This is a genomic window from Deltaproteobacteria bacterium (assembly GCA_013151915.1).
Lineage (GTDB): Bacteria > BMS3Abin14 > BMS3Abin14 > BMS3Abin14 > BMS3Abin14 > BMS3ABIN14.
Genome location: JAADHJ010000001.1, coordinates 13,601 through 38,147, shown reverse-complemented (window position 1 = coordinate 38,147; position 24,547 = coordinate 13,601). Strand labels below are relative to the sequence as shown.

The following is a 24,547-nucleotide window of genomic DNA, read 5'->3' as shown; positions in this document are numbered from 1 at the left end:
TTCTTCCTGTCCAAATTGCACGGAACTCAGTCCGTCATCTGTTTCTCAGCGCTGAGCCATTTTCCGTTGCGGATTGTCTTGACAAAAGCTGGTTTAAGGCAGTCTCCATTCTCGTCAAAATAGGTGGCGCCGGTCACGCCCTTGTAGGCTTTCTCCGGAGAGTTCATGGACGCAAGGTAATCCCTGATCTTCTCCCTGTTCGTGCCGACTTTCCTGATAGCCTGCACAGCCATCCCAACGGCGTCGTAGGTGTTGGCGGCAAACCAGTTCGGCTCCACACCGTACTTTGCCTTGTAGGCTTTGATAAATCCCTGAGCGCCCGGTCCGGCCTTGTCGGGAAGGAAGGGACTGGTAATGAGGAGCCCCTCGGCATCGGGGTTTTCCAGCATAATTTTGTCATCCAGACCGTCGGCACCGAAATACCCTACCTTCATTCCGAGTTTGGCGGCCTGCGAGATAATGAGGGTTGCCTGAGGCGCGTATCCGGGGATAAAGATTGCGTCGGGTTTTGAACTTTTTATCTTGGTGAGCTGGGGGGTGAAGTCCGTCGTATCGCTGGTATAGGCCTCCTCGCCGACGATCTTAATTCCCAGGGTCTTGGCTTCGCCCTCGAAGGCGTTCTTCAGACCTATGGAATAATCGTTGGTTTCGTAAAAAACAGCGATTTTATTCCACCCCATGGCTTTTTTGACGTACTTGGCAAGGAAAACACCCTGGAAATCATCCTTGTAAACGTCGCGGAAGTAGTAGGGGCTCATCTTCCCGATGGAGGGGTTTGTGCTCGCCGGGGAGATGGCCGGAAGCTTGGCTTCCTTATAGATGGGAAGGGCGGCCATGGTGGAGGAACTGCACAGATGCCCGATGACGATGTAGACATCAGGATCGGCGGCGAATTTGGTGGCGACGTTGGCGGCTTCCTTTGGATCACAGAGATCATCGCCGAGAACGATCTCTACCTTTCGTCCGTTGATCCCACCTGCGGCGTTAACTTCCTCACCCATCAGCAGGGCGGCGTTCTTAACACCCTCACCGAATGTTGCGAGCGGCCCGGTGAAGGGCGAAGCGACAGGGATTTTAATCGCCTTTTCAACCTTTGCCTCTTCCTTTTTCTTCGCACACGCAGCGAAAATAAAGGTGAGCCCCACTGCGACTAATGCCAGTTTCCAGACCAAGCTTTTTTTCTTCATCATAACCCTCTCCTATTTTATCCCGTTTGGTTTTCTCCATCCCAATTTCCCGGACTATTAAACAAAAGGCCTTGCGGAAGCATAAGGATTTTTTGTGAAGTCGTCAATAGGGATGCCACCCTCATGGATTAAACAGGCTATAGGTGCAGTATAAAGAATGTTCAACGTTCAAAGTTCAACGTGACAGAGAAAAAGAACGTTCAATGCTTGCCGCGTTACTCTCGTCTGCCTCGATGCTTCTCGCAATGACGGCAAAATAATAAATGTACGCTGATTTCCGCTGATAGGTCTAAAACTAAAACCTGATCATTGTGGCAAAACCTTATCCGCGTCCATCTGCGTCCATCCGCGGTAAATGACTTTAAGGCTTATTGGCCATAGCCCATAGCCTGCTTTTCTCCATTGCTTGCCTTATCCCCTCCATCCATGTTAGACCAAGCCTTTGCATCCGCTTTTCCCCTACAGACTCTGGACTGTTGGCTCTGGACACTGGACTCTGGACTGGTAATACACTTCCATCAGGGTCAGCCCCTGGGCGGGAGCTTTACGGGGAGCATTCAGGCGGGACCCGGCATCCAGGAGTTTCTTCAGGTCCCCCGGCGACATCCTGCCTTTTCCCACTTCAACGAGAGCGCCCGTGATATTCCTGACCATGTGTTTGAGAAATCCATTGGCCTCAAAGAAGATGGTGACGATATCTTCGTTCTGTTCGATGGAGATCTCCCTCATCTCCCTCACAGTTGTTCCGGGATCTCCGGAGGACCGGAAGGCGAAAAAATCTTTCTCCCCTATGAGGTGAAAAGCGCCTGCCCTCATACTCTCCAGATCCAGGGGATGCCGGACATTCCATACCCTGTTTCTGAGGAGAGCCGTGGGTTTCCGACGATTGAGGATAAGATAACGGTATCTTTTCCCAGTTGCGCTGAAACGCGAGTGAAAACCCTCGGGGGCCCATCTGCAGTCAACCACCCTCACATCTCCGGGCAGGAGGCTGTTTAACCCCAGCGCTACGTTTTCAGGTGGAATCCTTTTGGGAACATCACAGTGGGCCACCTGCGCAAGGGCATGAACACCGGCGTCTGTTCTTCCCGAGGCTGACACCCTGATCGTTTGACCCATCATACAGGTCAACGCATTCTCCATATCCCTCTGGACAGTCCGAAGGCCGGGCTGTACCTGCCAGCCGTGGAAGAAGGTCCCGTCGTACTCGATGGTAAGTACAAGCCTTTTCACGGGTTCAAAGCCATATCTGAATTAGATCGTAAAAAGTCCATTCGTGGCTTTTTACTCCACGGAAAGCGAAAAGTGTCATTTTCACTGGGCGCGTTGATGACTTTTTACAAAGTCATCAAAACTGGAGGGTCAGAATCGCCGATGCCCAGATAAGGATTACGATAAGGGCCAGGCTCTCCCTGCCGGTCCAGAGAAGCTGCTTCATGCTTGTCCTGCGCCCCCCCGGCACATATCCCCTCGCCTCCAGGGCCTTTGCCAGGTCATCTGCTCGTCTGAAGAGGCCGACGAAAACCGGCAACAGGATGGAGACAAGAGCGTTGGCCCTTCTCTTTATCCCTCCGTGTCCCAGATCGGCCCCTCTGGATTTCTGCGCTTTCCAGATCTTCTGGGTTTCATCCGAAAGCACGGGAATAAACCTGATGGCCATCATCATCATGAGGGAGAAATCCTGAACGGGGAAACGCAGCTTCTCCAGCGGTGACAGGATGGATTCCATACCCCTGGTTATCTCAAGGGGGGTAGTGGTGGCGGTCAGGAGGGAAGAGAGGGCGATAACCGTAATAAGCCTCCATGATATGAGCCCGCCTTCAGCTATCCCCTCGTGTGTGATCCGGATAAATCCCAGAAAAGGGCTGCCGGGAATGGGCTCTCCGGGGGTGAAGAACAGGTGGAGAACCGCCGTGAAGAAAAAGAGCCAGACAAAGAACCTCAGGCTCCTCAGGAAATAGGTCATGGGGATTCGGGACAGCCATACAGCCGCAAGAAGCGCGAATGATTGCAACAAAACAGCCCACGGATTGCTGACGGCGAAGGTCATACCCATCAACAAGGCCATGGAGGTCATTTTCAGACGCGGGTCAAGGCGGTGCACGACCGATTCGGCAGGATAATAGTTGCCCAGAGTGATGTCCTGAAACCAGCGCATTTTTTATGGCCACTTTAGATATGGTCGTAAAAAGTCCATCCGTGGCTTTTTACTCCACGGAAAGCGAAAAGTGTCATTTTCACTGGGCGCGTTAGGAGTCCGGCAGGGTTCTCCACCAGGCTCCTAGAGGTACTTCTCGGCAAGGATCTCCGCAATCTGGACGGCGTTGGTCGCAGCGCCCTTCCGAAGCTGGTCGCCCGAAACCCAGAATGCCAGGCCGTTCCCTGTGGAATAATCCTTTCTGATCCTTCCCACGTAGCAGACGTCACCGCCGGCGCTATAGATGGGCATCGGATATTTATTTCCCGCCGGGTCGTCGAGCACTTCAACCCCGGGAGCGGCCGACAGAATTTCCCTGGCCTTTTCCGGTGTGATCTCGTTTTCGGTCTCTATGTTCACAGCCTCGGAATGGGCAGTCAGAACCGGCACTCTGACACAGGTTGCGGTAACCTGGATCTCATCGTCATGGAACATCTTGCGGGTCTCGTTGTGCATCTTCATCTCTTCCCTGGTATAGCCATTTTCAAGGAAGGAATCTATGTGCGGGATCACGTTAAAGAGCAGCGGATGAGCAAATGCCTGGACCTCCAGTGGGTTACCGTTACTCCAGTCCCTCGTCTGTTTTTTCAGGTCCTCGATGCCCTTGGCTCCGGCGCCGCTTGCTGATTGGTAGCTTGAGACGATAACCCTTTTGATCCGACTGTAGTCGTAAAGGGGCTTGAGCGCCACTACCATGATAATGGTAGTACAGTTCGGGTTGGCCACAATCCCTTTCTTTGCAAACTGTCCTGCGTCCCCGGGATTGACCTCGGGGACGACCAGGGGCACATCCCTGTCCATTCGGAACGCCGACGAGTTATCCACGACCACCGCCCCGGCCTCCACCGCCGCCGGGGCAAATTCCCGGCTTCTTTCACCACCGGCGGAAAACAGTGCGATATCAACCCCGGAAAATGAGTCTTTCGTCAGTTCCCTGACGGACACATCTTCACCCCTCCACTTGAGGATTTTTCCTTTGGAACGGGACGAAGCGAGGTAACGGATCTCCCTGACCGGAAAGTTCCTCTCCTGGAGGACTTTAATCATCAGTTCTCCCACGGCGCCGGTAGCGCCGGCGACAGCCACCGAAAAATTTTTTTTGCCCATCTGAACTTCCCCTCGTTCCAGGGACCGGAGTCCCATGTTCTCTACTTATGTTTAGAACAGCGCACGCAGCCCGCGAACAGCCTGTCTCGTCCTGTGTTCGTTCTCCACAAGAGCGAACCGTACATGACCATCACCCCCGGCACCGAAACCGATCCCGGGAGATACAGCCACCTTGGTTTTTTTCATGGCCATGAGTGAAAATTCAAGGCTTCCCATCTCACGAAATTTTTCGGGGATGGGGGCCCATACGAACATCGTCGCCTTAGGTTTTTCCACCTCCCACCCGATCCGATTCAACCCCTCAACGAGGACATCACGGCGGTGCCGGTAAATTTCAACCGTCTCCTTGACGCACTCCTCGGGACCGTTCAGGGCTATTATGGAAGCTATCTGGATAGGTTGAAACATCCCATAGTCCAGATAACTCTTTATGCGGACCAGGGCCCCTACAAGCCTCGGGTTTCCCACAACGAACCCCACACGCCACCCCGGCATATTGTAGCTCTTCGAAAGTGTGAATATCTCGACGCCGATATCCTTTGCACCCGGCACCTGAAGCAGGCTGGGAGCTCTGTAGCCATCAAAGACGATATCCGAGTAGGCCAGATCATGGATCACGAACAGTTCATACTCCCTGGCCAATTCAACTACCCTTTCGAAAAAGGAAAGCTGGACCGTATAGGTCGTGGGGTTATTGGGATAGTTGAGCATGAGGATCTTCGGTCTCGGCCATGTACCCTTGATCGTTTCTTCCACTCCCGCGAGGAAGTCATCCTCATTGCCAAGACTGGGGACGCTTTTGACGTCGGCGTTGGCGATGACCGCGCTGTAAAAATGGATTGGATAGCATGGATCCGGGACAATCACGGTGTCTCCGGGCGCTACCATAGCGAGGATCAGGTGTGAAATACCCTCCTTGGAACCGATGGTGGCAACTACCTCGGTATCAGGGTCCAGGTTCACGCTGTACCTTCTGTCGTACCAGTCGGCCATTGCGGATCGAAGTTTATATATCCCTCGGGAGACGGAATATCGGTGATTCCGTGGGTCCTTTACGGCCGAAAGCATCTTTTCAACGATATGGGGAGGCGTAGGAAGATCGGGGTTGCCCATGCCGAAATCAACGATATCATCACCCCTGACCCGGGCCTTGTATTTGTGCTCGTTGACAATGTTGAAAACGTAGGGCGGCAGTCTTTTTATTCGGTAGAACTCTTCCATTGGGAATCCTTTCCGTGAGCTGATCCATACCAAAGAAGGACATTTTCTTATCACCAGGCCCGGGAGGTGTCAATGAAGTATGAGATACTCGTCAATAACCGAGGACGCCAGTGATCTGTATGCGTCTCCTTTCGGGGAAAAAACAACCTTCCTGCCGATCTCTTCATATTCCATCTCAATTATCAGGTTCTCGGGGGTCATGGAGTCCGGCTCCCGTTCAACCCATTCGATGACGATGACTCCGCTGCCGCCGAAGACATCCCGGTAGCCGGTGGAATCGAGGTCCTCTCTTCCCGAAATCCGGTAGAGGTCAAGATGGTACAGGGTCAACTCACGGCATGGATAGCTTTGCAGGATGGTGAATGTCGGGCTGGAAACAGAATGTCCCTCGGTGATCCCCATACCCTCCGCTACACCTCGTACAAGGGTCGTCTTCCCCACACCCATAGGCCCCGAGAGGCCAATGACGGCGCCATCGAATACATGCTTTCCAACGGTCATCCCCAGGACCAGCATCTCCTCGGGCCCGGTGATGCAAAGAGACTCAGACTCGTTCATCCTCTGGCAGGGTCGTAAAAAGTCCATTTATGGCTTTTTACTCCACGGAAAGCGAAAAATGTCATTTCCACTTTCCTCACAAATCTTCGATTTGGGCGCCCCTTAATGGGCGCAGTGGTTAAATATTATCCGCGTTCATCTGCGGTAAAGGAATTTTTAAGGCTTATTGGCCGCTGATGCACGCTGATTTTCGCTGAGTTGATGACTTCTTACGAAGTCATCAACCGGTTGAAGCTAGAGCTTTGATAATTTCCCGTTTTCCAACAATACCGGTGGCGTGACCGTTCTCCATAACGGGCAGAAAATGGATACCATCCTCGGTCATGAGGGTGGCGATGTCAGGCAGGGTGGTGTCGGGTTTGATGGTAACCGGGTTCCTGGTATAGATATCATCGACCTTGCTGGCGAGCATCCGATGAAGTTCTTCCTTGAAATGCTCGGAACTCTCCAGGTAGATCACCGCATCGAAGAGCGAGACGACCGTGGGCAGGTGAAGGTTCTTCTCTTTGGCGATGAGGTCGCTTCCGGTCACTACCCCAAGAAGTTTACCCTTCTTGTCCACCACGACCGCCCCGGTAATATGCCGCCTTGAAAAGAGCCGCGCGAGTTCCTCAACCCCCATATCGGGAGAAACGGTCAGGAACGTTTTTTTCATCATCTGTGACGCTTTTAACATCGGCAACTCCATATGGCTAGATCACCCATCCACATCCTCGCTTCTCAACGCCGGGCCGATGTTGTCAAGGATGCTGACGGCCGTCAGGCTGTGCTGGGTTAACGCTTCAGCGGCCAGGTCGCCGGCAACCCCGTGAAGATAAACGGAAGCCAGAGCGCTTGTAAGGGCATCCTCGCCCCGGGCCAGGAGAGCACCGATCATCCCGGTCAGAACATCACCGGCGCCCGCTGTCGCCATGCCTGGATTTCCTGTGGGATTAATGAAAAATCTACCATCCGGGGCGGCCACAACCGTCCCGGCACCCTTAAGAACGACAACGCAATCGGACCTGCTGGAGCAGGAGAGGGCTGCCCCCACCCGATCCCCCTGGACCATGGATGTGCTTGAGTCAAGCAGCCGGGCCATCTCCCCTGGATGGGGTGTCAGAACCGTTTCCCCTCTCCTTTTGCGCAGATATTCCGGATTTCCGCTCAGGGCGTTCAGGGCATCGGCATCAACCACGACGGGAAATCCGTCCCAGGAGAGAACATCCCTCACCAGGGCCGCGGTCTCTGCCTGCACTGTGAGTCCCGGTCCGATGGCCATGGCGTCCCTCTCCCCGATAAGCTGTTTCAAGGCATTCTTCCCGTTGGCGGAGAGGGTTCCATCGCTGGTTTCAGGAATCGGGGCCGTCATAACCTCCGGAACTGCGGCATCCACCGCCCAAACCGCAGACACGGGCAGAGCGAGGGTCACCAGACCCGCCCCGGAGCCAAGAGCGGCCTTTGCCGCAAGGATTCCGGCGCCGGTTTTCCCTATGGACCCGGAACAGACCAGAAGGTGTCCGAAGGTACCCTTATGGGAATCCTCCCATCGCCGGGAAAAGCCGGAAGTGACCGTTTCGGGCCCCGAAATTTTCCCGGGAAACTCCGTTCCGATTTCCGCGGCCCGGGGGATGCCGATATCGGCAACAACGATTTCTCCGGCGAAATGAGCTCCAGGATATTGAACGAGCCCCAGTTTAGGGTAGGCAAAAGTCACCGTCACGTCAGCCGTCACAGCCTCACCCATGGGAAAACCGGTTTTACCGTTGATACCGGAGGGGATGTCTGCGGAGATAACAATGCCCGGACAGGCGTTTATGGCCCTGACCGATTCCGCCGGCAGCCCATCGATCTCCCTGTGGAGGCCCGTACCAAAAAGCGCGTCGATGACGACGTCGGAATTCTCCAGGCGCCTTCGCTCCATTTCCACGTCGGCGGGAGAACCGACTACCCGGACAGGTATGCCCAGCTTCCTTAGAATGCGAAGTTGGGCCCTCGCATCCCCACGGAAGGAACTCTTTCGCGCGGCCAGAAACACCAGCACTTCGTGCCCCCGGTCAGCGAGGTGCCTGGCAGCCACCATGCCATCGCCTCCATTGTTCCCGGGCCCGCAGATAACCGATATCTTCCCGGGTCCTTCGGAAAGGCGTTTCTCAACCTCTTCAACAAGAGAAAGACCCGCATTTTCCATAAGAACCATGGATGGAATCCCGAGCTCCCGTATGGCCCTGGAGTCGATCTCCCTCATCTGCGCAGGGGTGACCAGCTTCAAATCACTTCTCCAAAATGACAACCGCTATGGCGGATTCGTCGGTATGCGTCAGGCTCAGGTGTGTAATTTTCACCTCCATGGAATCCGCCAGTTCCCTGGCCCGTCCGCGGAGGGTAATATACGGTTTTCCCAGTTCATCGTTCAGGACATTAACATTTGTCCAGGACATGCCCTCGCTCAATCCTTTGCCCAGCGCTTTGAAAAAGGCCTCCTTGGCGGCGAACCGTGCCGCCAGGTGGAAATGCGGCTCCCCCTTGGTCCTGGAATAGGCTAACTCCTCCTCCGTAAATATGCGGTTCTCCACCCTGTCGGCCCACTTAAGGAGCACTTCCTGCATACGTTTGGTCTGCACATTATCCAGCCCCACGCCAACAATCATGATGCCCCTCCTATCACCGTCTTCATCTCACGGACGGCCCTCTCAATCCCGACCATAATGGCCTTGGCTACTATACTGTGGCCGATGTTCACCTCGATAACCTCTGGAATACCAACGATCCTTCGAACATTCCTGTAATCAAGCCCGTGTCCCGCCACGACCTCCATCCTCAGCTTGCTGGCGACCTTGGCCGCGTTAAGGATTCGCTGAAATTCGGTCTCAGCATCCTCAGGGGATTTGGCATCGGTATATTTTCCCGTGTGGATCTCCACAGCGTCTGCACCTATTCTGTGACATGCCTTGATCTGGTCAATGTCGGGATTCACAAAAAGACTCACCCGTATCTCGGCATCCTGGAGGAGACGAACGGTTTTTTTGAGGAAGTCGACGTTCATACCCACTTCCAGGCCCCCCTCCGTCGTCAGCTCCTCCCTGCGCTCCGGAACCAGGGTGGCGGAATCCGGTTTTACCTCCAAGGCGGTCTTCACCAGGTCCGATGTGGCTGCCATCTCGAGATTGAGTCTGGTTTTTACCGTCTTCCTCAGGATAAACAGGTCCCGGTCCTGAATGTGCCTCCGGTCCTCCCTCAGGTGCACCGTAATCCCGTCGCACCCGGCCAATTCGGCCAGGACAGCCGCTTCCACCGGATCGGGCACCTGGATTCCCCGAGCCTGCCTGACTGTGGCTACGTGGTCAACATTGACCCCCAGTCTTACGTATCCTTCAGCGGTTCCGCCCATCATAATTCCGTCACCCTCTTTCTTCTGGGTTTTCCCATTGACAACCTCGTAAAAAGTCTCTTATTCCGGATTTCCACACCCCAGGCGCCCGGACAGCTCATCACATATCCGCTCGGAAACCTCTTCGGCCAACCGTCCCGAAGCGCACGATACGGTCACACGGAGGAGAGGTTCGGTTCCGGAATACCTCAGGCTGAGGAGGTGCCCCTCCCCCATGGCCTCTCTTGCCTCCAGGATGATCTGCCGATACCACGCCTGGTCCTCAAGAGGTGGTTTACTCTTAACCTTGAGGTTTCTCATGACCTGGGGATATCGCACCCATCCGCTTCTCAACTCACTGAGGGTCAGGCCGGTTTTCACCATGACTTTGAGAACCTGAAGAGCGGTGATTATCCCATCACCCGTGGTGGTATGGTCGAGGAAAATTATATGTCCGGAGGGTTCTCCCCCGACAACAGCGCCGGCGCGAATCATCTCCTCGAGAACATAGCGGTCTCCAACCGGAGCTCGGATGACCTTGATGCCCCTGCTGTTCATGCTGATCTCAAGGCCCATGTTTGTCATTACAGTTCCAACCATGGTATGGCCCGAAAGAAGTTTACCCTCGTCCATCCGGGAGGCGCAAATAAAGAGGACGTCATCACCGTCGACGATCTCACCACTGGAATCGGCCAGAATCGCCCTGTCCCCGTCACCGTCCAATGCCAGGCCCAGATCGGCCCCGGTTTCGACAACCTTGCCGGCCATCACCTCCGGATTGGTTGAACCACATCCGGAGTTTATGTTCATGCCGTCCGGATCGTCGCCAATGGTAATGACGTCGGCTCCAAGCTCGGAAAAGATGGCGGGGGCCACTTTGTAGGCGGCTCCGTGGGAGCAGTCCACGACAATTTTAATACCGTCAAAGGTCATATCCTTAGGTATGCTGGACTTGGCGAAAACGATGTAGCGTCCCTCTGCATCGTCTAAACGGAAGGCCCGTCCGACGTGAGAATGGGTCGGTCTGGGGAGGTCTTCACGATCCATGAGCTGTTCTATTTGCGCCTCATCGGCATCGGGAAGCTTCATACCGTCACGCCCGAAAAATTTTATCCCGTTGTCCTGAAAGGGATTGTGGGATGCGGAAATCACGATCCCTGCATCGGCCCGCATGGAACGGGTAATAAAGGCGATGGCGGGGGTAGGCAAAGGACCGACCAGGTAAACGTCCGTTCCCATGGAACATATGCCGGACATCAGGGCCGATTCGAGCATATAGCCGGAAAGCCTGGTATCCTTTCCGATAATAATCCTCGGTTTGACCTTCTGGTTTTGGAAAAAAACCCCTGCGGCCATACCCAGTTTAAGGGCAATTTCAGGCACAACAGGAAATCGGTTGGCCTCTCCTCTCACTCCATCAGTGCCAAAAAGCTCTCTTTTATTAGACATTTATGATATTTACCTCATTTTTTACATTAGCTATATTCTTCCAGGCGGCTTTCATTTTCTGATCAATTTTGATTCCCTTCCTTGATCTTCGTCTTTATGGGCGTTATGGGTACGGTGACGGTGACCTTGGGCTTTCCCGCAACACGCAGCAACGGATCAGGCATTACAAGGGACACATCCATCGTTACGGTCTCAACCGCATTATCGATGATCACCGGAGCTGTCTTAACCGAACGGACGGGCTTTACCTGGGAGCTCGGGCCGCGGATCTCAACGGTCGGCGGATCGACCACAGGGTCCCCTGCCATAAACCCTTCAGCAGGTTTGCCCTTAACCACAAGGTGCACAGGCAGCCGCTTCTGGATGGTCCTCTCAAGTTTGAGACTCACGGAAGAGGGACTGATCCTCGTTACGGTTGTTCGTTCCGGAACCTTGACATCCCCCGGATAAAGTTCGAAAGTCGTCTCCCCTTCCACGGCTCCGCTCAGGTCCAGGGGAATGGTAATCCCCATCTGGGATATTCGGGAGACGATTCTTCTGGGTCCGGAGATACGGACATCCACCCTCTCCACAGGCCCCACAACCACCTCCATCTCCGACGGAAGATTATGAAGTTCCAGGGGAATTCCCAGGCTGACCTCCATCTCTTTGCCCCCTGTACCCCTGTTGATTACGACCCAGAGGAAAAGGGCTAAAAACAGGGAAAACAGTTTAAGCGGCAGGTTTTTTTTCAGTACCGACAGCAAGGCGTAATCTCTCCCACCAGTGCCCGGGCTTCCGCGGTCTTCCGCTTCCGGCCAGGAGTTTTTCCAGCATTCTCTTCAGTTCATCCGTTTCCAGGCGCGAATACAGCTTTCCCTCGCACGCTGTTGATATTTTCCCGGTCTCCTCCGAGACGACGACAACAACCGCGTCTGTCTCCTCTGTAAGCCCCAAGGCGGCCCTGTGACGTGTCCCCAGGATCTTTTCCAGGCGGGGATTAAGGGTCAAGGGGAGAAAGCAGCGGGCCGCGGCCACGGTGCCGCCGCTTATTATTACCGCGCCATCATGAATCGGCGAAAAGGGCATGAAGATTGACATAAGAAGATCCTTGCTGATATTTCCATTGATGGCCAATCCCTTCTCAATGTAGTTCTTCAGCCCCGTGGAACGTTCCAGAACGATCAGTGCCCCGATACGGCGGTTCGATAGCGCCGCGACGGTCTTGGCAACCTCCTCGATAAGATGCTTTTGCTCCCGCGGATTGGTCCCTGTCAAAGGGTTGGACCCGACAAGGGCCAGTGCTCTTCTTATCTCGTTCTGGAATAGGATAACGATGACGATGACGATGGATCCAAGGAAGTTCTGAAGAATCCAGGTGAGTGTATTGAGTTCGGTGCTCTGGGCGAACAGATAGGCGATCCCAAGGATAACGAGCCCGAAAACCATCTGGATGGCCCTGGTCCCTCGGATAAGGGCCAGAAGCCAGTAGAGGACCACCGTTACGGCGGCGATGTCGGCAAAATCCTGCCACCTGAGGCTTTTGAGAAACTCCAAAACGGCCGACATCAGTTTACCCGTACCTTGATCCGGTCAATCACCTTCACTGCCTTGACCGTCTGCGCCACATCGTGAACCCTGACCATGTCGGCCCCACTGAGCACAGCTGCCGACGCCGCGGCTACAGAACCTTCCAACCTGTCGGTCACCTCGGTTCCGATGATGCTTCCGATAAACGATTTTCTGGAGACCCCAACCATGACGGCTGTCCCGAGGGACCTCAATTCTCCCGTCCTGGCGATAAGTTCCACATTCTGGGCCACGTTTTTCCCGAAACCGACCCCCGGGTCCACACAGAGCCTTTCGCGCGGGGTCCCTGCCGCCTCCGCCTGACACACAGCCCCTTCAAGAAAGGAGTAAACCTCCGCCAGGAGGTCATCATATGTGAGGTTGTCCTGCATGGTCCGCGGCCTTCCCCTGGTATGCATGAGGATGGCGGATGCACCAGCCTCCCCTACTACGGGCTTCATTCTTTTGTCGAAGGACATCCCGCTTATGTCGTTGATGATCGAGGCGCCGGAGGCAAGGGCCTTCCCGGCCACCAACGCCCTCGTGGTGTCAACAGAGATAACGGGAACCCCCTTACCGGCCAATTCCTCAATAACGGGAATTACCCTGGATAACTCCATCTCCGGGTCCACCCGATCAGCGCCTGGTCTGGTGGACTCTCCACCGACATCCACGATGTCGGCACCCTCCCGGATCATCTCCAATCCTCTGGCGACAGCTGCTGCCGGATCGATGTAGCGTCCGCCATCCGAGAAGGAATCCTTCGTGACGTTGAGAACCCCCATGACAAGGGTCTTGCCATCCTCCAGGAGGTTCCGGCCATTCACGACAAAACGGCGGGAAGGACCCAGGGTTTTCACGACCTCAGCCAATGAGTCGGCAAGGTCCCCGAGACCGAACGGCTGCCCCTTCAGCTTTTTGATCAGCTTCCCAATCTGGCGGGAAGTGCCCATGATCAAAGCCGGCGTCCTGTCAATGGTCAACCCCGCGGCGTCACGCCGCAGCGCCACATCTCCGCCGAGGGAAAGCATATCCTGCTTGAGGATCAGGGCGGCTCTGAGATCCAAAGCATCAACTCGAATCAGACGGTGGGAGGCCTTGCCCTGCATGATCCTGCTCCCCTCAGGATCAACACCCAGACGGGTCATTTCATCACGGACACCTTCAGGAGTCAGACGAAGGATTCTCGGTCGCAGTGTCATCTGAACTTTCCGGGGAATCGGTCTCCGGCTCTTCCAACGGTTCTGCCGGTGAGTCTTCAGGCGGTGTCTCGATCTGTTGTTCCTCTGATTTATGTGTATTGTTCCTCTTGGGCGCGGGCAGCTCTTCGCCTTTGATAATCGCCTCTATCTCAACCCCGTCGAGGACCTCCCGTTCCAGCAGAATGTTGGCCAGACTGTGCAGGATCTCTATATTGTCACGCAGGATTTCAGTTGCCCTGTCATGTGCATTCTGGACCAGTTTTTTGACCTCCTCGTCGATCTTGATGGCTGTGCCTTCGCTGTAGTCGCGATGCTGGCTGATCTCACGGCCCAGAAAGATCTGCTCTTCCTTCTTTCCAAAGGTCAGCGGTCCCATCGTCTCGCTCATCCCCCATTCACACACCATCTTCCTGGCGAGTTCCGTCGCGTGTTCGATGTCGTTTCCGGCACCGGTCGTCTGCTGTTTGAGCACCAGTTCCTCGGCAACACGGCCACCCATGAGGATGGAAATCCGATCCACCAGGTAGTCCATGGGATACGTGTGCCGCTCATCGATGGGAAGCTGCTGAGTGAGGCCCAGGGCTCTACCCCTGGGAATAATGGTAACCTTGTGAATGGGATCGGTCCCGGGGATCATCTTGGCCACAAGCGTGTGCCCCGCCTCATGATAGGCCGTTATCCTCTTTTCCTCATCGCTGATAATCATGCTCTTTCGCTCGACGCCCATGAGGACCTTGTCCTTGGCGTCCTCGAAATCTTCCATGACAACAGCCTTCCGGTCCCTGCGCGCCGCCAACAGCGCAGCCTCGTTAACCAGATTGGCAAGATCCGCCCCCGAAAAACCGGGTGTCCCTCGCGCGACGACCTCGAGGTTCACATCCTCATCCATGGGAATATTCTTTACATGAACCAGCAGGATACCTTCCCGTCCCTTGACATCCGGATTCGGGACCACTATTTGCCTGTCAAACCTCCCCGCCCTCATGAGGGCGGGGTCCAGAACGTCGGGGCGGTTGGTCGCCGCAATAAGGATTACCCCCTCATTGGATTCGAACCCGTCCATCTCAACGAGAAGCTGGTTGAGGGTCTGTTCGCGCTCATCGTGCCCGCCTCCCAGGCCGGCTCCCCTGTGACGACCGACGGCGTCAATTTCATCGATAAAAATAATGCACGGCGCGCTTTTCTTCCCCTGTTCAAAGAGGTCTCTGACCCTGGAGGCTCCGACGCCGACGAACATTTCCACAAAATCGGACCCGCTGATGGAAAAAAATGGGACGCTCGCCTCACCGGCAATTGCTTTGGCAAGCAGGGTTTTGCCCGTTCCTGGAGGCCCCATGAGCAGAACACCTTTGGGAATTTTGCCTCCAAGTCGTTGGAATCTCTGGGGATCCTTAAGAAAATCGATAATTTCTTCCAGTTCCTCCTTGGCCTCGTTTACACCGGCCACATCCTCAAAAGTGACTTTTACCGAGGAGTCCGTCAGCAGACGGGCCTTCGACTTTCCAAATGAAAGGGCTTTGCTGCCCCCCGCCTGCATCTGCCTCATAAAAAAGATCCAGACCCCGATCAGCAAAAGCATGGGGAACCACGAAACCAGGATGGTTACATACCATGGACTTTGCTGGGACGGCGCTGCATTAATTTTTACTGCCTTGCCCCTCAGGAAAGAGACGAGATTGGGATCATCCGCAGCGTAGGACTTGAAGTGCCCCCCATCGGTAAACTCGCCCGTGATTGTTTTTCCCTTGAGAAGGACATCCTGGACGTCACCTTTCTCGACGCGGGAGAGGAAGTCGCTGTATCCCAATTCGGTTATCTGCTGCGGCCGGACGGAAAAAAGGTTATATAGCAGGATCATTACCAGTGCGATAACGACCCATAATGAGAGATGACGAAAGAAGTTGTTCAAGGGTAGCTACCTCCATTTTCTTTAGTTAAATTATACATTTACCACATTTTACCTTATGTAACAACCACAATTTTCCAGCTTGACCCTATTAAACCGTCTATGATGTTTCCCCAGGCCCTTTTGAACTGAAAGAATCAAGCCGGAGGAGATAGGCCTCGGATGGGCTTCCCGGCTTCAAGGCGATCCTTTGAGAGATTTCAACACCCCCGATCCAGATTATAGCCCCTTCCCGATCAGTAATAACAGGAAGATAGTCCCTGTCCTGCCGGGGAACCTTCCGGTCCATGAGAAAACGCTTCAGGGTCTTCGAATGACCCATCCCCAATGGCTGAAACCGGTCCCCCGACCTTCGTTGGCGGACAAAAAGAGGCGTTTTCAGGCCTTTTTTTGCAACCAGGGCCTCCGAACCCCGTGGAAAGATGCGTTGGCCGTCATAAAGCACCTCAGAGGCTGTCAGAAAAGCTCCCAGCTCCGGCAGATTGACCCTCCCCGGCACCCGCCACTCCCTTTCACGGAAGGGCGATGGGCCATGGCCACGGCAAGGGCTGTTTCCAAGGACCACCCTGTCGTGATAAACCTCGATCTCCAGGCGGTCAGACAGTCTGACCTTTCCCGCTCCCTTCTTCAGACATCTGACAAATTGTTGCACAAGAGGCATCTTGGGATGTCCCACAATCACCGTCTGAAGCATTCTGATGGCGGCCCCCTCAAGCAGGCACCGGGGAATGCGGTCGATAGCCCCGCGGTCTACGGCAGCCACTGACGGGTCAAGCCGTTGTCCGGTCAAATGATCAAGTGCCCGGGATTCCCATTCCGTCAATGCTGCGGCGGCTTTTCCAAGCCGCACGAGCAACGGGGAAATATCCTTTTTAAATAGACTGTTTAACCCCGGGATGGTGAGATGTCTTAACCTGTTCCTGGAATAAACGATATCGAGGTTGGAACTGTCCTCCAGTGGAATCAGCCCTTCCATGGCACAGTATTCCTCGGTGTCACGACGAAAAACGCCAAGCAATGGACGAAGAACTTTCCCCTCCTTTTCACTGATCCCGCCCAGGGACCGCCAATCCATTGCTCTGAGGGTGCGGAAGAGTACGGTTTCCGCCTGGTCATCGGCCTGGTGGCCGGTCAGTATCCATCTCGCCCCGACCCTCAGGGCGGCATCACAAAGGAAACTGTAGCGCATTTCCCTCAGGGCCGCCTCCATGGATCGCAACCGACTCCTCGTCACGCGGACATCTTCTTTTCGGAGAAGGCCGGTGACAAGGGGTACGCCCATTGTTCTGCAGATTTCCCCGACAGCCACGGCATCCCGCCTGGAATCCTCCCCCCGGACAGCATGGTCAAGATGTGCAGCCGTCAATATCCCGGAGCGGCCTGCCTGCAGTCGAGAGAGTATTCCAAGAAGTGCAAGGGAATCAGTCCCTCCGGATACGGCAACAAGAAGACAGTGTCCGGGCTCAGCACCCAACCGCCCGAGGGTCTCTGACACCTTCTTTTGAAGTTTCTCCACTTTCATTGCTTTAGAATCAACCACCTGCTTTTTTTAGATCGACGTTCACAAAAAACCCAGGGCCCTGGGGCTCTGGGTTCATTCCATGGGTGGAGATTGTTTCTGGAAATATCGCCAAAGCCGGGCTATTTTTCGATCTCCTGATTCTCCCAGCCCGGCCTGCTTTTTATCAGGTCAAGTTCCCTTGAAAGGATTTCGTAGTGCCCCAGCTCCATATCGGCAAGGTACTCGAGAAAACCCTTTGACCGGGCATCGTCAGCCTTGTGGGCCATTTCATCGTATCGCTCCGCGGCATCTTTTTCGTTTTTCATCGCCAACTGGAGGATACTCTCCATAGACATTTCCACCATATCGGGAACAACTGTTTCCCTGTTTCCAGACATCACATCGCCCGGTTCGATTCCCGTCTGCGCCCAGTAGAGGCGGCTCAGGGTCTTCCGGTGTTCCAGTTCGTCTTCGGCCAGGCCCAGAAGCCTCCTTCGAACAAGCGGGTTTTTGACCTTTTGGGCCGCTGCAAGGTAGAACTCTCTTCCCTCCATCTCGGCTTTAATTGCTTCAAGGATCGTCTCTCCGGTTTTCACGTTTGCAGCCAAGGTATTACTACCCCCTTTGAATTTTTCATGAACCTATCATTTTCCGGCGATCCGTTCCAGAGAAAGATGATGGCTTCGCAAGAAGTTATCATCGCGCCCACTCAGGGCCGCGCAAATCGAAGATTTGTGAGGAAAGTGAAAATGACACTTTTCGCTTTCCGTGGAGTAAAAAACCATTAATGGGCTTTTTACGACCCTGTCAAAGATGATGGCTTCGCAAGAAGTTATCATCGCGCCCACTCAGGGCCGCGAAAATGGATGGATTTTTTACGACCCTATCAAAAGATGATTAAATTTTCCGCCTGTACCTGCGCATCGTCAGGGAGTTGGTGACCACGGAGACGGAGCTGAAGGCCATGGCCGCGCTGGCGACGATGGGGCTTAGCAGGATACCCGTGAAGGGGTAAAGGATTCCGGCCGCAATGGGGATGCCGAGGCTGTTGTAGCAGAAGGCCCAGAAGAGATTCTGTTTGATCTTCATCATGGCATACCTGGAAAGGTCTATAGCCATGACCACATCCCTGAGGTCATCGCGGATTAAAACGATGTCCCCGGATTCGATTGCGACATCCGTCCCGCTTCCGATGGCAATTCCCACGTCGGCCTGGGTAAGAGCCGGGGCATCGTTTATTCCGTCACCCACCATGGCAACGCGGTGCCCTTCCTGCTGAAGCTTTATTATCTCTTCAGATTTCTCATGGGGCAATATCTCCGAAAGGACCCTCTTGATTCCAAGTTCCTTCGCTATGGCATCACCGGTTCTCCTGTTGTCCCCTGTGATCATCACTACCTCTTTGCCCATTTTTTTCAGGGCGCTGACTGCCTCCCTCGAATATTCCTTCAAGGTATCGGCCACCGCCAGGACTCCTGCCAGGATCCCATCCGAAGCGACGATCATCGCTGTCTTTCCCTGTGTTTCAAGACTCCTAAGGGTCTCCTCAACCGGGGCTACATCAATCCCGATTTCGACCATGAGAGCCCTGTTTCCCATAACCAGCTCACTACCTTCAACCCTTCCGCTGATCCCTTTCCCCGTTGTGGAGCGGAAATTCTCCGGATGGGTCAGATTCAGACCTCTTTCTTCGGCCCCCTTCACGATGGCGTCCCCCAGGGGATGCTCGGAGTTCTTCTCAAGGGAGGCCGCGACCCGGAGCAGTTTATCTTCCTGCCAACGGCCCGATGGGATGATATCGGTCAGTTTGGGCTCACCCTTGGTCAGTGTACCGGTTTTGTCAAAGACCACGGTGTCAACCTTGTGCGCGGTTTGCAGCACTTCGGCTGTTTTGATCAGCACCCCATTCTTGGCGCCCAGCCCTGTTCCCACCATTACGGCGGTAGGTGTGGCCAGGCCAAGAGCGCATGGGCAGGCGATAATCAGGACCGAGATGAAGACTGTAAGCGCGAAGATGAAGCTTTGTCCCGCAATGATCCATACAAAGAAGGTAAGTATGGCAAGACCCACAACAACAGGAACAAAATAGGCGGAAATGCGGTCGGCAAGGGCCTGGATAGGTGCCTTTGACCCCTGGGCATCCTCCACCATCCGGATGATCTGGGCAAGCGCCGTATCGCTTCCAACTTTAGTTGCCTCGAACCGGAAAGAACCGGTCCTGTTGATGGTGGCGCCGATGACCTGGTCTCCAGGTGCTTTTTCCAGAGGGATGCTCTCGCCCGTGAGCATGGACTCATCCACCGTTGAGTGACCCTCCAGAACGGTCCCATCAACGGGAATCTTCTGCCCGGGCTTTACCAGAACCACATCGCCCGTATGCACCTTTTCTATCGGGATTTCCATTTCCACCCCATCCCTGACGACGGTGGCCATTCTTGCCTGAAGCCCCATCAAAGCCCTTATGGCTTCGGAAGTCTTTCCTTTGGCCAGAGCCTCGAGCCACTTCCCCAACAGGATGAAGACGATAAGAATCCCGGCCACCTCGAAGTAGAGGTTTTGGGCGGTAAACGTTCCACCGCCGGACCAGATCGAAATAGACACGACCACTGAATAAATCCAGGCGGCCCCAGTCCCCAAAGCCACGAGTGTGTCCATGCTGGCCATACGTGTTTTTATCACCGCCAGGATGCCCCGGGTGTAGAATTGGTAATTTACTACCAGAATGGGCGTAGCCAGGGAAAACTGGAGTATGGCCATCCAGAGGTCGGAAATGTCAGGCATGGGAAAACCGAGGTGGGGCGCCATTGCCAGGTACATGAGGGGAGATCCCAGGAGTGCCGAGATGATGAATTTGAGTTTGGTAGTCCGTATATCCTTCGCCCTGGCCTCCTTCTCCCTGTCAACCGTTGCCGCAACACGTTCCAATGGTGTAAAGCCGAGTGCCTTTATGGCTTCCATGATTGATTCGGGAGACACTACCGATGGGTCGTAATCCACGGCCGCCGACTCGGACGCCAGGTTCACACGGGCGTCTGAAACTCCATTCAAAGCCTTGACGGCCTTCTCGGTATTGGCCACACAGGAAGCGCAGGTCATCCCACCGATGGAAAGGTTGAGGGTTTCATTGCCATTCCCTCTCGGGTGAGGCGTATATCCGACCTCCCGGACCTTGGCCATGATGTCTTCCGGAGAGACGATATCGGGGTCAAAGCGAAGGGCGGCGGATTCCGAGGCGATGTTCACAGACGCCTCCACCACACCGGGCATCTTCTTTAATGCCTTCTCGATGTTGGCCGCGCACGAGGCACAGGTCATCCCCGTGATTCCGATGGTCAGGCTTTCCACCTCCTGTTCCCTCACAAAGGCGGAGTAACCAATTTCTCCGACCGCCCTGGTGAGATCATCACTGGAGGTTTTTTCCATGTCGAATTGGACCGTTGCGGTTTCTGCGGCATAGTTCACAGAGGCCTGCGTGACGCCGGGAACCTTACCAAGGGCCTTTTCAGTATTCACCGCACAAGAAGCGCAGTGCATTCCGGTGATCCCCAAGGTGATTTTCCGGGTATGAACACTTTCAGTTTCCTCGGCACCACCGAGCGGGACTTTACATGCCTCACCCTCGGTCAGGCTTTCAGGTGTCATGTTTTGGGAATCAGCCTCAGAATTTACGGACGTTGGACTTAAAAATTCCTCCTTACACCCCTCGCTGCAGAAATAGTATCTCTTTCCGTCCTTTTCGCCGGACAGTGCCGTATTCTCATCCACTTCCATATTGCACACAGGATCTCGTGCCATTAACGTCTCCTTATCCAGGACTATCCGGCAATGTTCACCGGGTTTAATCTACTTCATTTTCCATAGATTCTTCTTCCTTATTCTCGTTGGAGTCATGTTTTTTCCCCCCGTGCTTTCCGCCATGACCTCCGCAGCACCCGCCGCGGAACATCATGTAACCGAAGCCTACAACCAAAAGTATCGTTATAATATTTCCAGACGTCATATCCTGTCTCCTATCGCTGGGAGAGATATTGGAAAGACTTGGATCACCGGAATTTGCCCAGAAGTCTGATGACCTCTTCCACTTTTTTTTCTTTATCCTCCTGTTTGCTTCCGCTTAATGAATCTTTCACACAGCTTTCCAGATGGTGGCGAAAGATATTCTCCTGGACCTTGGCCAGTGCGCTGGATATGGATTTTAACTGGATCAGGATATCCACACAGTATCGCTCTTCCTCTATCATCCGCTTGATCCCCCTGACCTGTCCCTCAATTCGGTTAAGCCTGGGCACCTGCTCTAAATGGGTCGTCACTTTCTTCTCCAATGTCACACCCTCCTTTTGACGAAAATACCATACCCCCCTATGGTATACAAGTAAAATATTCCCCCCCTGTCTCTGACACAGGGGTGCATAGAGCTTCGGTCGACAAGAGGCTATGGTTGACAGAAGGGGCCTTATCTATGATTATGGCCCTCGCATGAAGATCTCTCTTCACCAGGTCAACACGACCGTTGCGGATTTTTCCGGAAACATCGGGAAGATCCTCTCCGAAGCCGGGAAGGCCCGTGAATCCGGGTCATCTCTGGCCATATTCCCGGAACTGTCCGTTACCGGCTACCCCCCCCTGGACCTGCTGACCAACCCGAACTTTACCCGGCAGACCGCGGATGCCCTCCGGACCCTCGTTGAACGGACTGCGGGCCTGGGACTGTCCCTGCTTGTTGGAACCATCCTGCCCAGCGATACACCGGGAGAGGGCAAGCCCCTGCACAATTCGGCAGTCCTGATCAGAGATGGGCGTATACTTGACATTCACCGGAAGGTCCTGCTTCCCACTTACGATGTCTTCGATGAGAGCCGTTACTTCGAGCCCGGACGGAAGCTTACCTCCTTTGATCTGGAAGGTTCGAAAGCGGGCGTCTCCATATGTGAAGATGCCTGGAACGACAAGACATTCTGGCTCACCAGGCAGTACCACCTGGACCCCGTTGAGGAATTCCTCTCCTCTAACCCTGTGCCGCTTATCAACATCGCATCCTCGCCTTTCAGCCGGGGCAAGGGGCACCTGAGAATAGAGATGCTGGCCAATATCGCCAGGCGTTTTGAAGTCCCGGTGATCTACGTCAACCAGGTTGGAGGAAACGATTCCCTGGTTTTCGACGGGCGAAGCCTGGTAATGGATAAAAACGGCCGGATCGTGGCGCTGGCTAAAGGATTCGAGGAGGATATGCTCCTCGTTGACCTTGTTGACCTACCCTCACCTGTCACCGATATCCCCGACATGGACGGAACCGAGGCCGTCTACAGGGCTCTGGTGAGGGGCCTTGGGGACTACGCCTTGAAGTGCGGTTTCCCTTCAGCGGTCCTCGGGCTTTCAGGTGGCATTGATTCGTCCCTGACGGCCGCGGTGGCTGCCGACGCCCTGGGACCTGAAAACGTCCTCGGTATCCTCATGTCCTCTCCCTACACGTCCCGGGAGAGCGTAACGGATGCGCAGGCCCTGGCTCACAATCTAAAAATTAATATAAAAAAAATAGACATATCAAATATTTATACGTCTTACCTTAATGAATTATCTGATGGTCTTGAGGGCCTGCCTGGTAACGTTACCGAGGAAAATATCCAAGCACGGATCAGGGGAAATATCCTCATGGCCCTATCCAACCGCTTCGGCCATCTCGTACTGTCCACCGGGAATAAATCGGAACTGGCCACGGGATACTGCACACTCTATGGGGATATGTCCGGCGGGCTGGCGGTCATCAGCGACCTTTACAAAGGGGAAGTCTATGAGATCTGCAGGTATCTCAACCGGAACGAAGAGCTGATACCTGGCAGAGTACTTACCAAGGAGCCATCCGCCGAGCTGCGTCCCAACCAGCGAGACGAGGATTCACTCCCCCCCTATGTCCTCCTGGATCCCATATTGAAAGCGTACATCGAGGACCACAAAACTCTGTCGGAAATCGTCGGTTTGGGGTATAAGGAGGACCTTGTGCGTTCCATTTTGAACATGGTGGAGGGCAACGAGTACAAGAGACAGCAGGCCGCCCCCGGAATCAAAGTCAGCTGGAATGCATTCGGACTCGGGAGACGGTATCCTATTGCCAAATACAGGCTTTATTAGTTAAGAAAGGATCCAACCATGAAATTATTCCGTTACCTTTTCGCCTGTACCATGGCGCTTCTAATTACCCTGCCGGTGGTCTCCTGTGCCAAGGATGGGGGACAGCCGTCCACCGAGGTATCCCCGCCCAACGCCCCATCGGAGGCGGTATCGGCCGGAAAGACCACAGCTGTAGCCGGCAGTGGAGTTGCCGCCCTCGTCAACGGCGATCCAATACCCCTGAGCGCGGTTGAAACGGCGGTGAGAAACACAGCCATCGGAATGAGTGGGGGTGAGAACGTGTCCACGGAGGCATTGATGAATCAACTCGGCCCCAGGATTCTGGACCAGCTGGTCTCCGGAGAACTGCTTTATCAAGAAGCCACCAAGGAAGGTTTCAAAGCATCCAAGGAAAAGGTGGACGAATCGTTCAATAAACTCGCGGGCCAATTTCCAACCAGGGACCAGTTCAATGCCGAGATGGTGAAACGAGGCTTCACCGAAGACTCCCTCAAGACCAACATTAAAAAACAGCTGACTATTCAGGGATTCCTTAACAAAACCATCATCTCCGGCATTGCGGTTACGGACGATGAGGCAAAGAAAAACTACGACAGCAATCCTGACTCCTTCCGCAAAGACGAGCAGGTGAAGGCCAGTCACATTCTGATCAATGTCGCCAAAGACGCGTCCGAAAAGGAAAAGGGCAAGGCCCTCGCACGCGCAAGAGAGATTGCGAAAAAGGCCCGGGAGAAGGGTGCCGATTTCGCCGCCCTGGCACGGGAGAACTCTGAAGGGCCCAGCGGCCCTTCCGGTGGTGACCTGGGATATTTCGGGCGGGGAAGAATGGTTAAACCGTTTGAAGAAGCCGTCTTCGGGATGAAGGTGGGAGAGGTAAGCGACCCGGTGCTTACCCAGTTCGGGTATCACGTCATCAAGCTTACCGATCGAAAGGAAGCACGAATTGTACCTTTTGAGGAGGTTAAAGGCAAAATCGTCTCAGACCTCACGAACTCCAGGATTAACGAAGCGATTGGAAAGAAGATCAAGGAGCTTGCCGGCCGGGCCGACATTCAGATTCTGTTCAAGCCGTCCCCACAAAGCGGGCTCTCCCCCCACAGCGGCCGGCCGGGACTGCCTCCAGGGCACCCGCCATCGAACTAGGAGCCTGTCGGGAAACCCCATCGGCCTTATGGATTATCGACAGTTGCATTGAC

22 protein-coding genes are annotated in these 24,547 nt (G+C 54.5%); 2 read left to right on the top strand and 20 right to left on the bottom strand.

Features of this window, described 5'->3' with window-relative positions:
• Positions 1–26: 26 nt before the first annotated feature.
• From GXP52_00160 to GXP52_00065, 20 genes are all read right to left on the bottom strand, one after another.
• Positions 27–1,190, bottom strand: coding sequence for an ABC transporter substrate-binding protein (locus GXP52_00160; GenBank protein ID NOY85704.1), 1,164 nt, complete (start codon positions 1,188–1,190; stop codon positions 27–29).
• 456 nt (positions 1,191–1,646) lie between these two features.
• Entirely contained in the window at positions 1,647–2,420 is a 774-nt protein-coding gene (gene truA / locus GXP52_00155) for a tRNA pseudouridine(38-40) synthase TruA (GenBank protein ID NOY85703.1), read from the bottom strand.
• A 115-nt stretch (positions 2,421–2,535) separates the two neighbouring features.
• The gene (locus tag GXP52_00150) at positions 2,536–3,345 is read right to left on the bottom strand and encodes an energy-coupling factor transporter transmembrane protein EcfT (protein NOY85702.1); all 810 of its coding nucleotides are present in this window, start codon (positions 3,343–3,345) and stop codon (positions 2,536–2,538) included.
• A gap of 123 nt (positions 3,346–3,468) precedes the next feature.
• Positions 3,469–4,491, bottom strand: a complete 1,023-nt coding sequence (locus GXP52_00145; GenBank protein NOY85701.1) for an aspartate-semialdehyde dehydrogenase — start codon at positions 4,489–4,491, stop codon at positions 3,469–3,471.
• A 51-nt stretch (positions 4,492–4,542) separates the two neighbouring features.
• Complete coding sequence (locus GXP52_00140) at positions 4,543–5,712, bottom strand: aminotransferase class I/II-fold pyridoxal phosphate-dependent enzyme (protein ID NOY85700.1); 1,170 nt, start codon at positions 5,710–5,712, stop codon at positions 4,543–4,545.
• A gap of 69 nt (positions 5,713–5,781) precedes the next feature.
• Positions 5,782–6,297, bottom strand: coding sequence for a tRNA (adenosine(37)-N6)-threonylcarbamoyltransferase complex ATPase subunit type 1 TsaE (gene tsaE / locus GXP52_00135; GenBank protein ID NOY85699.1), 516 nt, complete (start codon positions 6,295–6,297; stop codon positions 5,782–5,784).
• A gap of 193 nt (positions 6,298–6,490) precedes the next feature.
• Positions 6,491–6,946, bottom strand: a complete 456-nt coding sequence (locus GXP52_00130) for a CBS domain-containing protein (protein NOY85698.1) — start codon at positions 6,944–6,946, stop codon at positions 6,491–6,493.
• Between the two features lie 21 nt (positions 6,947–6,967).
• The gene (locus tag GXP52_00125) at positions 6,968–8,521 is read right to left on the bottom strand and encodes an NAD(P)H-hydrate dehydratase (protein NOY85697.1); all 1,554 of its coding nucleotides are present in this window, start codon (positions 8,519–8,521) and stop codon (positions 6,968–6,970) included.
• 1 nt (position 8,522) lies between these two features.
• Positions 8,523–8,900, bottom strand: coding sequence for a holo-[acyl-carrier-protein] synthase (gene acpS / locus GXP52_00120; protein ID NOY85696.1), 378 nt, complete (start codon positions 8,898–8,900; stop codon positions 8,523–8,525).
• Positions 8,897–9,640 (bottom strand): pyridoxine 5'-phosphate synthase, encoded by a 744-nt coding sequence (locus GXP52_00115; GenBank protein NOY85695.1) that lies wholly within the window; start codon positions 9,638–9,640, stop codon positions 8,897–8,899. The genes acpS and GXP52_00115 overlap by 4 nt, the downstream gene beginning before the upstream one ends.
• A gap of 60 nt (positions 9,641–9,700) precedes the next feature.
• Positions 9,701–11,068 carry a phosphoglucosamine mutase gene (locus tag GXP52_00110; GenBank protein ID NOY85694.1) on the bottom strand — a complete coding sequence of 456 codons (1,368 nt, stop codon included), beginning with the start codon at positions 11,066–11,068 and terminating at the stop codon, positions 9,701–9,703.
• 62 nt (positions 11,069–11,130) lie between these two features.
• The gene (locus GXP52_00105; GenBank protein ID NOY85693.1) at positions 11,131–11,814 is read right to left on the bottom strand and encodes a hypothetical protein; all 684 of its coding nucleotides are present in this window, start codon (positions 11,812–11,814) and stop codon (positions 11,131–11,133) included.
• The gene (locus GXP52_00100) at positions 11,780–12,616 is read right to left on the bottom strand and encodes a TIGR00159 family protein (GenBank protein ID NOY85692.1); all 837 of its coding nucleotides are present in this window, start codon (positions 12,614–12,616) and stop codon (positions 11,780–11,782) included. The genes GXP52_00105 and GXP52_00100 overlap by 35 nt, the downstream gene beginning before the upstream one ends.
• Positions 12,616–13,818 (bottom strand): dihydropteroate synthase, encoded by a 1,203-nt coding sequence (gene folP / locus GXP52_00095; GenBank protein ID NOY85691.1) that lies wholly within the window; start codon positions 13,816–13,818, stop codon positions 12,616–12,618. The genes GXP52_00100 and folP overlap by 1 nt, the downstream gene beginning before the upstream one ends.
• On the bottom strand, positions 13,781–15,727 hold the full coding sequence (locus GXP52_00090; GenBank protein NOY85690.1) for an ATP-dependent metallopeptidase FtsH/Yme1/Tma family protein: 1,947 nt from the start codon (positions 15,725–15,727) through the stop codon (positions 13,781–13,783). The genes folP and GXP52_00090 overlap by 38 nt, the downstream gene beginning before the upstream one ends.
• A gap of 97 nt (positions 15,728–15,824) precedes the next feature.
• Positions 15,825–17,246 carry a tRNA lysidine(34) synthetase TilS gene (tilS, locus tag GXP52_00085; protein ID NOY85689.1) on the bottom strand — a complete coding sequence of 474 codons (1,422 nt, stop codon included), beginning with the start codon at positions 17,244–17,246 and terminating at the stop codon, positions 15,825–15,827.
• Positions 17,247–17,365: 119 nt separating this feature from the next.
• Entirely contained in the window at positions 17,366–17,833 is a 468-nt protein-coding gene (locus GXP52_00080; GenBank protein NOY85688.1) for a ferritin family protein, read from the bottom strand.
• 289 nt (positions 17,834–18,122) lie between these two features.
• The gene (locus GXP52_00075) at positions 18,123–21,020 is read right to left on the bottom strand and encodes a heavy metal translocating P-type ATPase (protein NOY85687.1); all 2,898 of its coding nucleotides are present in this window, start codon (positions 21,018–21,020) and stop codon (positions 18,123–18,125) included.
• A gap of 43 nt (positions 21,021–21,063) precedes the next feature.
• Positions 21,064–21,225, bottom strand: coding sequence for a hypothetical protein (locus GXP52_00070; GenBank protein ID NOY85686.1), 162 nt, complete (start codon positions 21,223–21,225; stop codon positions 21,064–21,066).
• A 43-nt stretch (positions 21,226–21,268) separates the two neighbouring features.
• A complete protein-coding gene (locus tag GXP52_00065; protein NOY85685.1) occupies positions 21,269–21,535 on the bottom strand; it encodes a metal-sensitive transcriptional regulator in 267 nt (88 codons plus the stop codon).
• 166 nt (positions 21,536–21,701) lie between these two features.
• Here GXP52_00065 and GXP52_00060 point away from each other — a divergent pair, with 166 nt between their 5' ends.
• Together GXP52_00060 and GXP52_00055 are read left to right on the top strand one after the other, a co-directional pair.
• Positions 21,702–23,351, top strand: a complete 1,650-nt coding sequence (locus tag GXP52_00060) for an NAD+ synthase (protein NOY85684.1) — start codon at positions 21,702–21,704, stop codon at positions 23,349–23,351.
• 18 nt (positions 23,352–23,369) lie between these two features.
• Positions 23,370–24,494, top strand: coding sequence for a peptidylprolyl isomerase (locus GXP52_00055; GenBank protein ID NOY85683.1), 1,125 nt, complete (start codon positions 23,370–23,372; stop codon positions 24,492–24,494).
• Positions 24,495–24,547 lie beyond the last annotated feature (53 nt).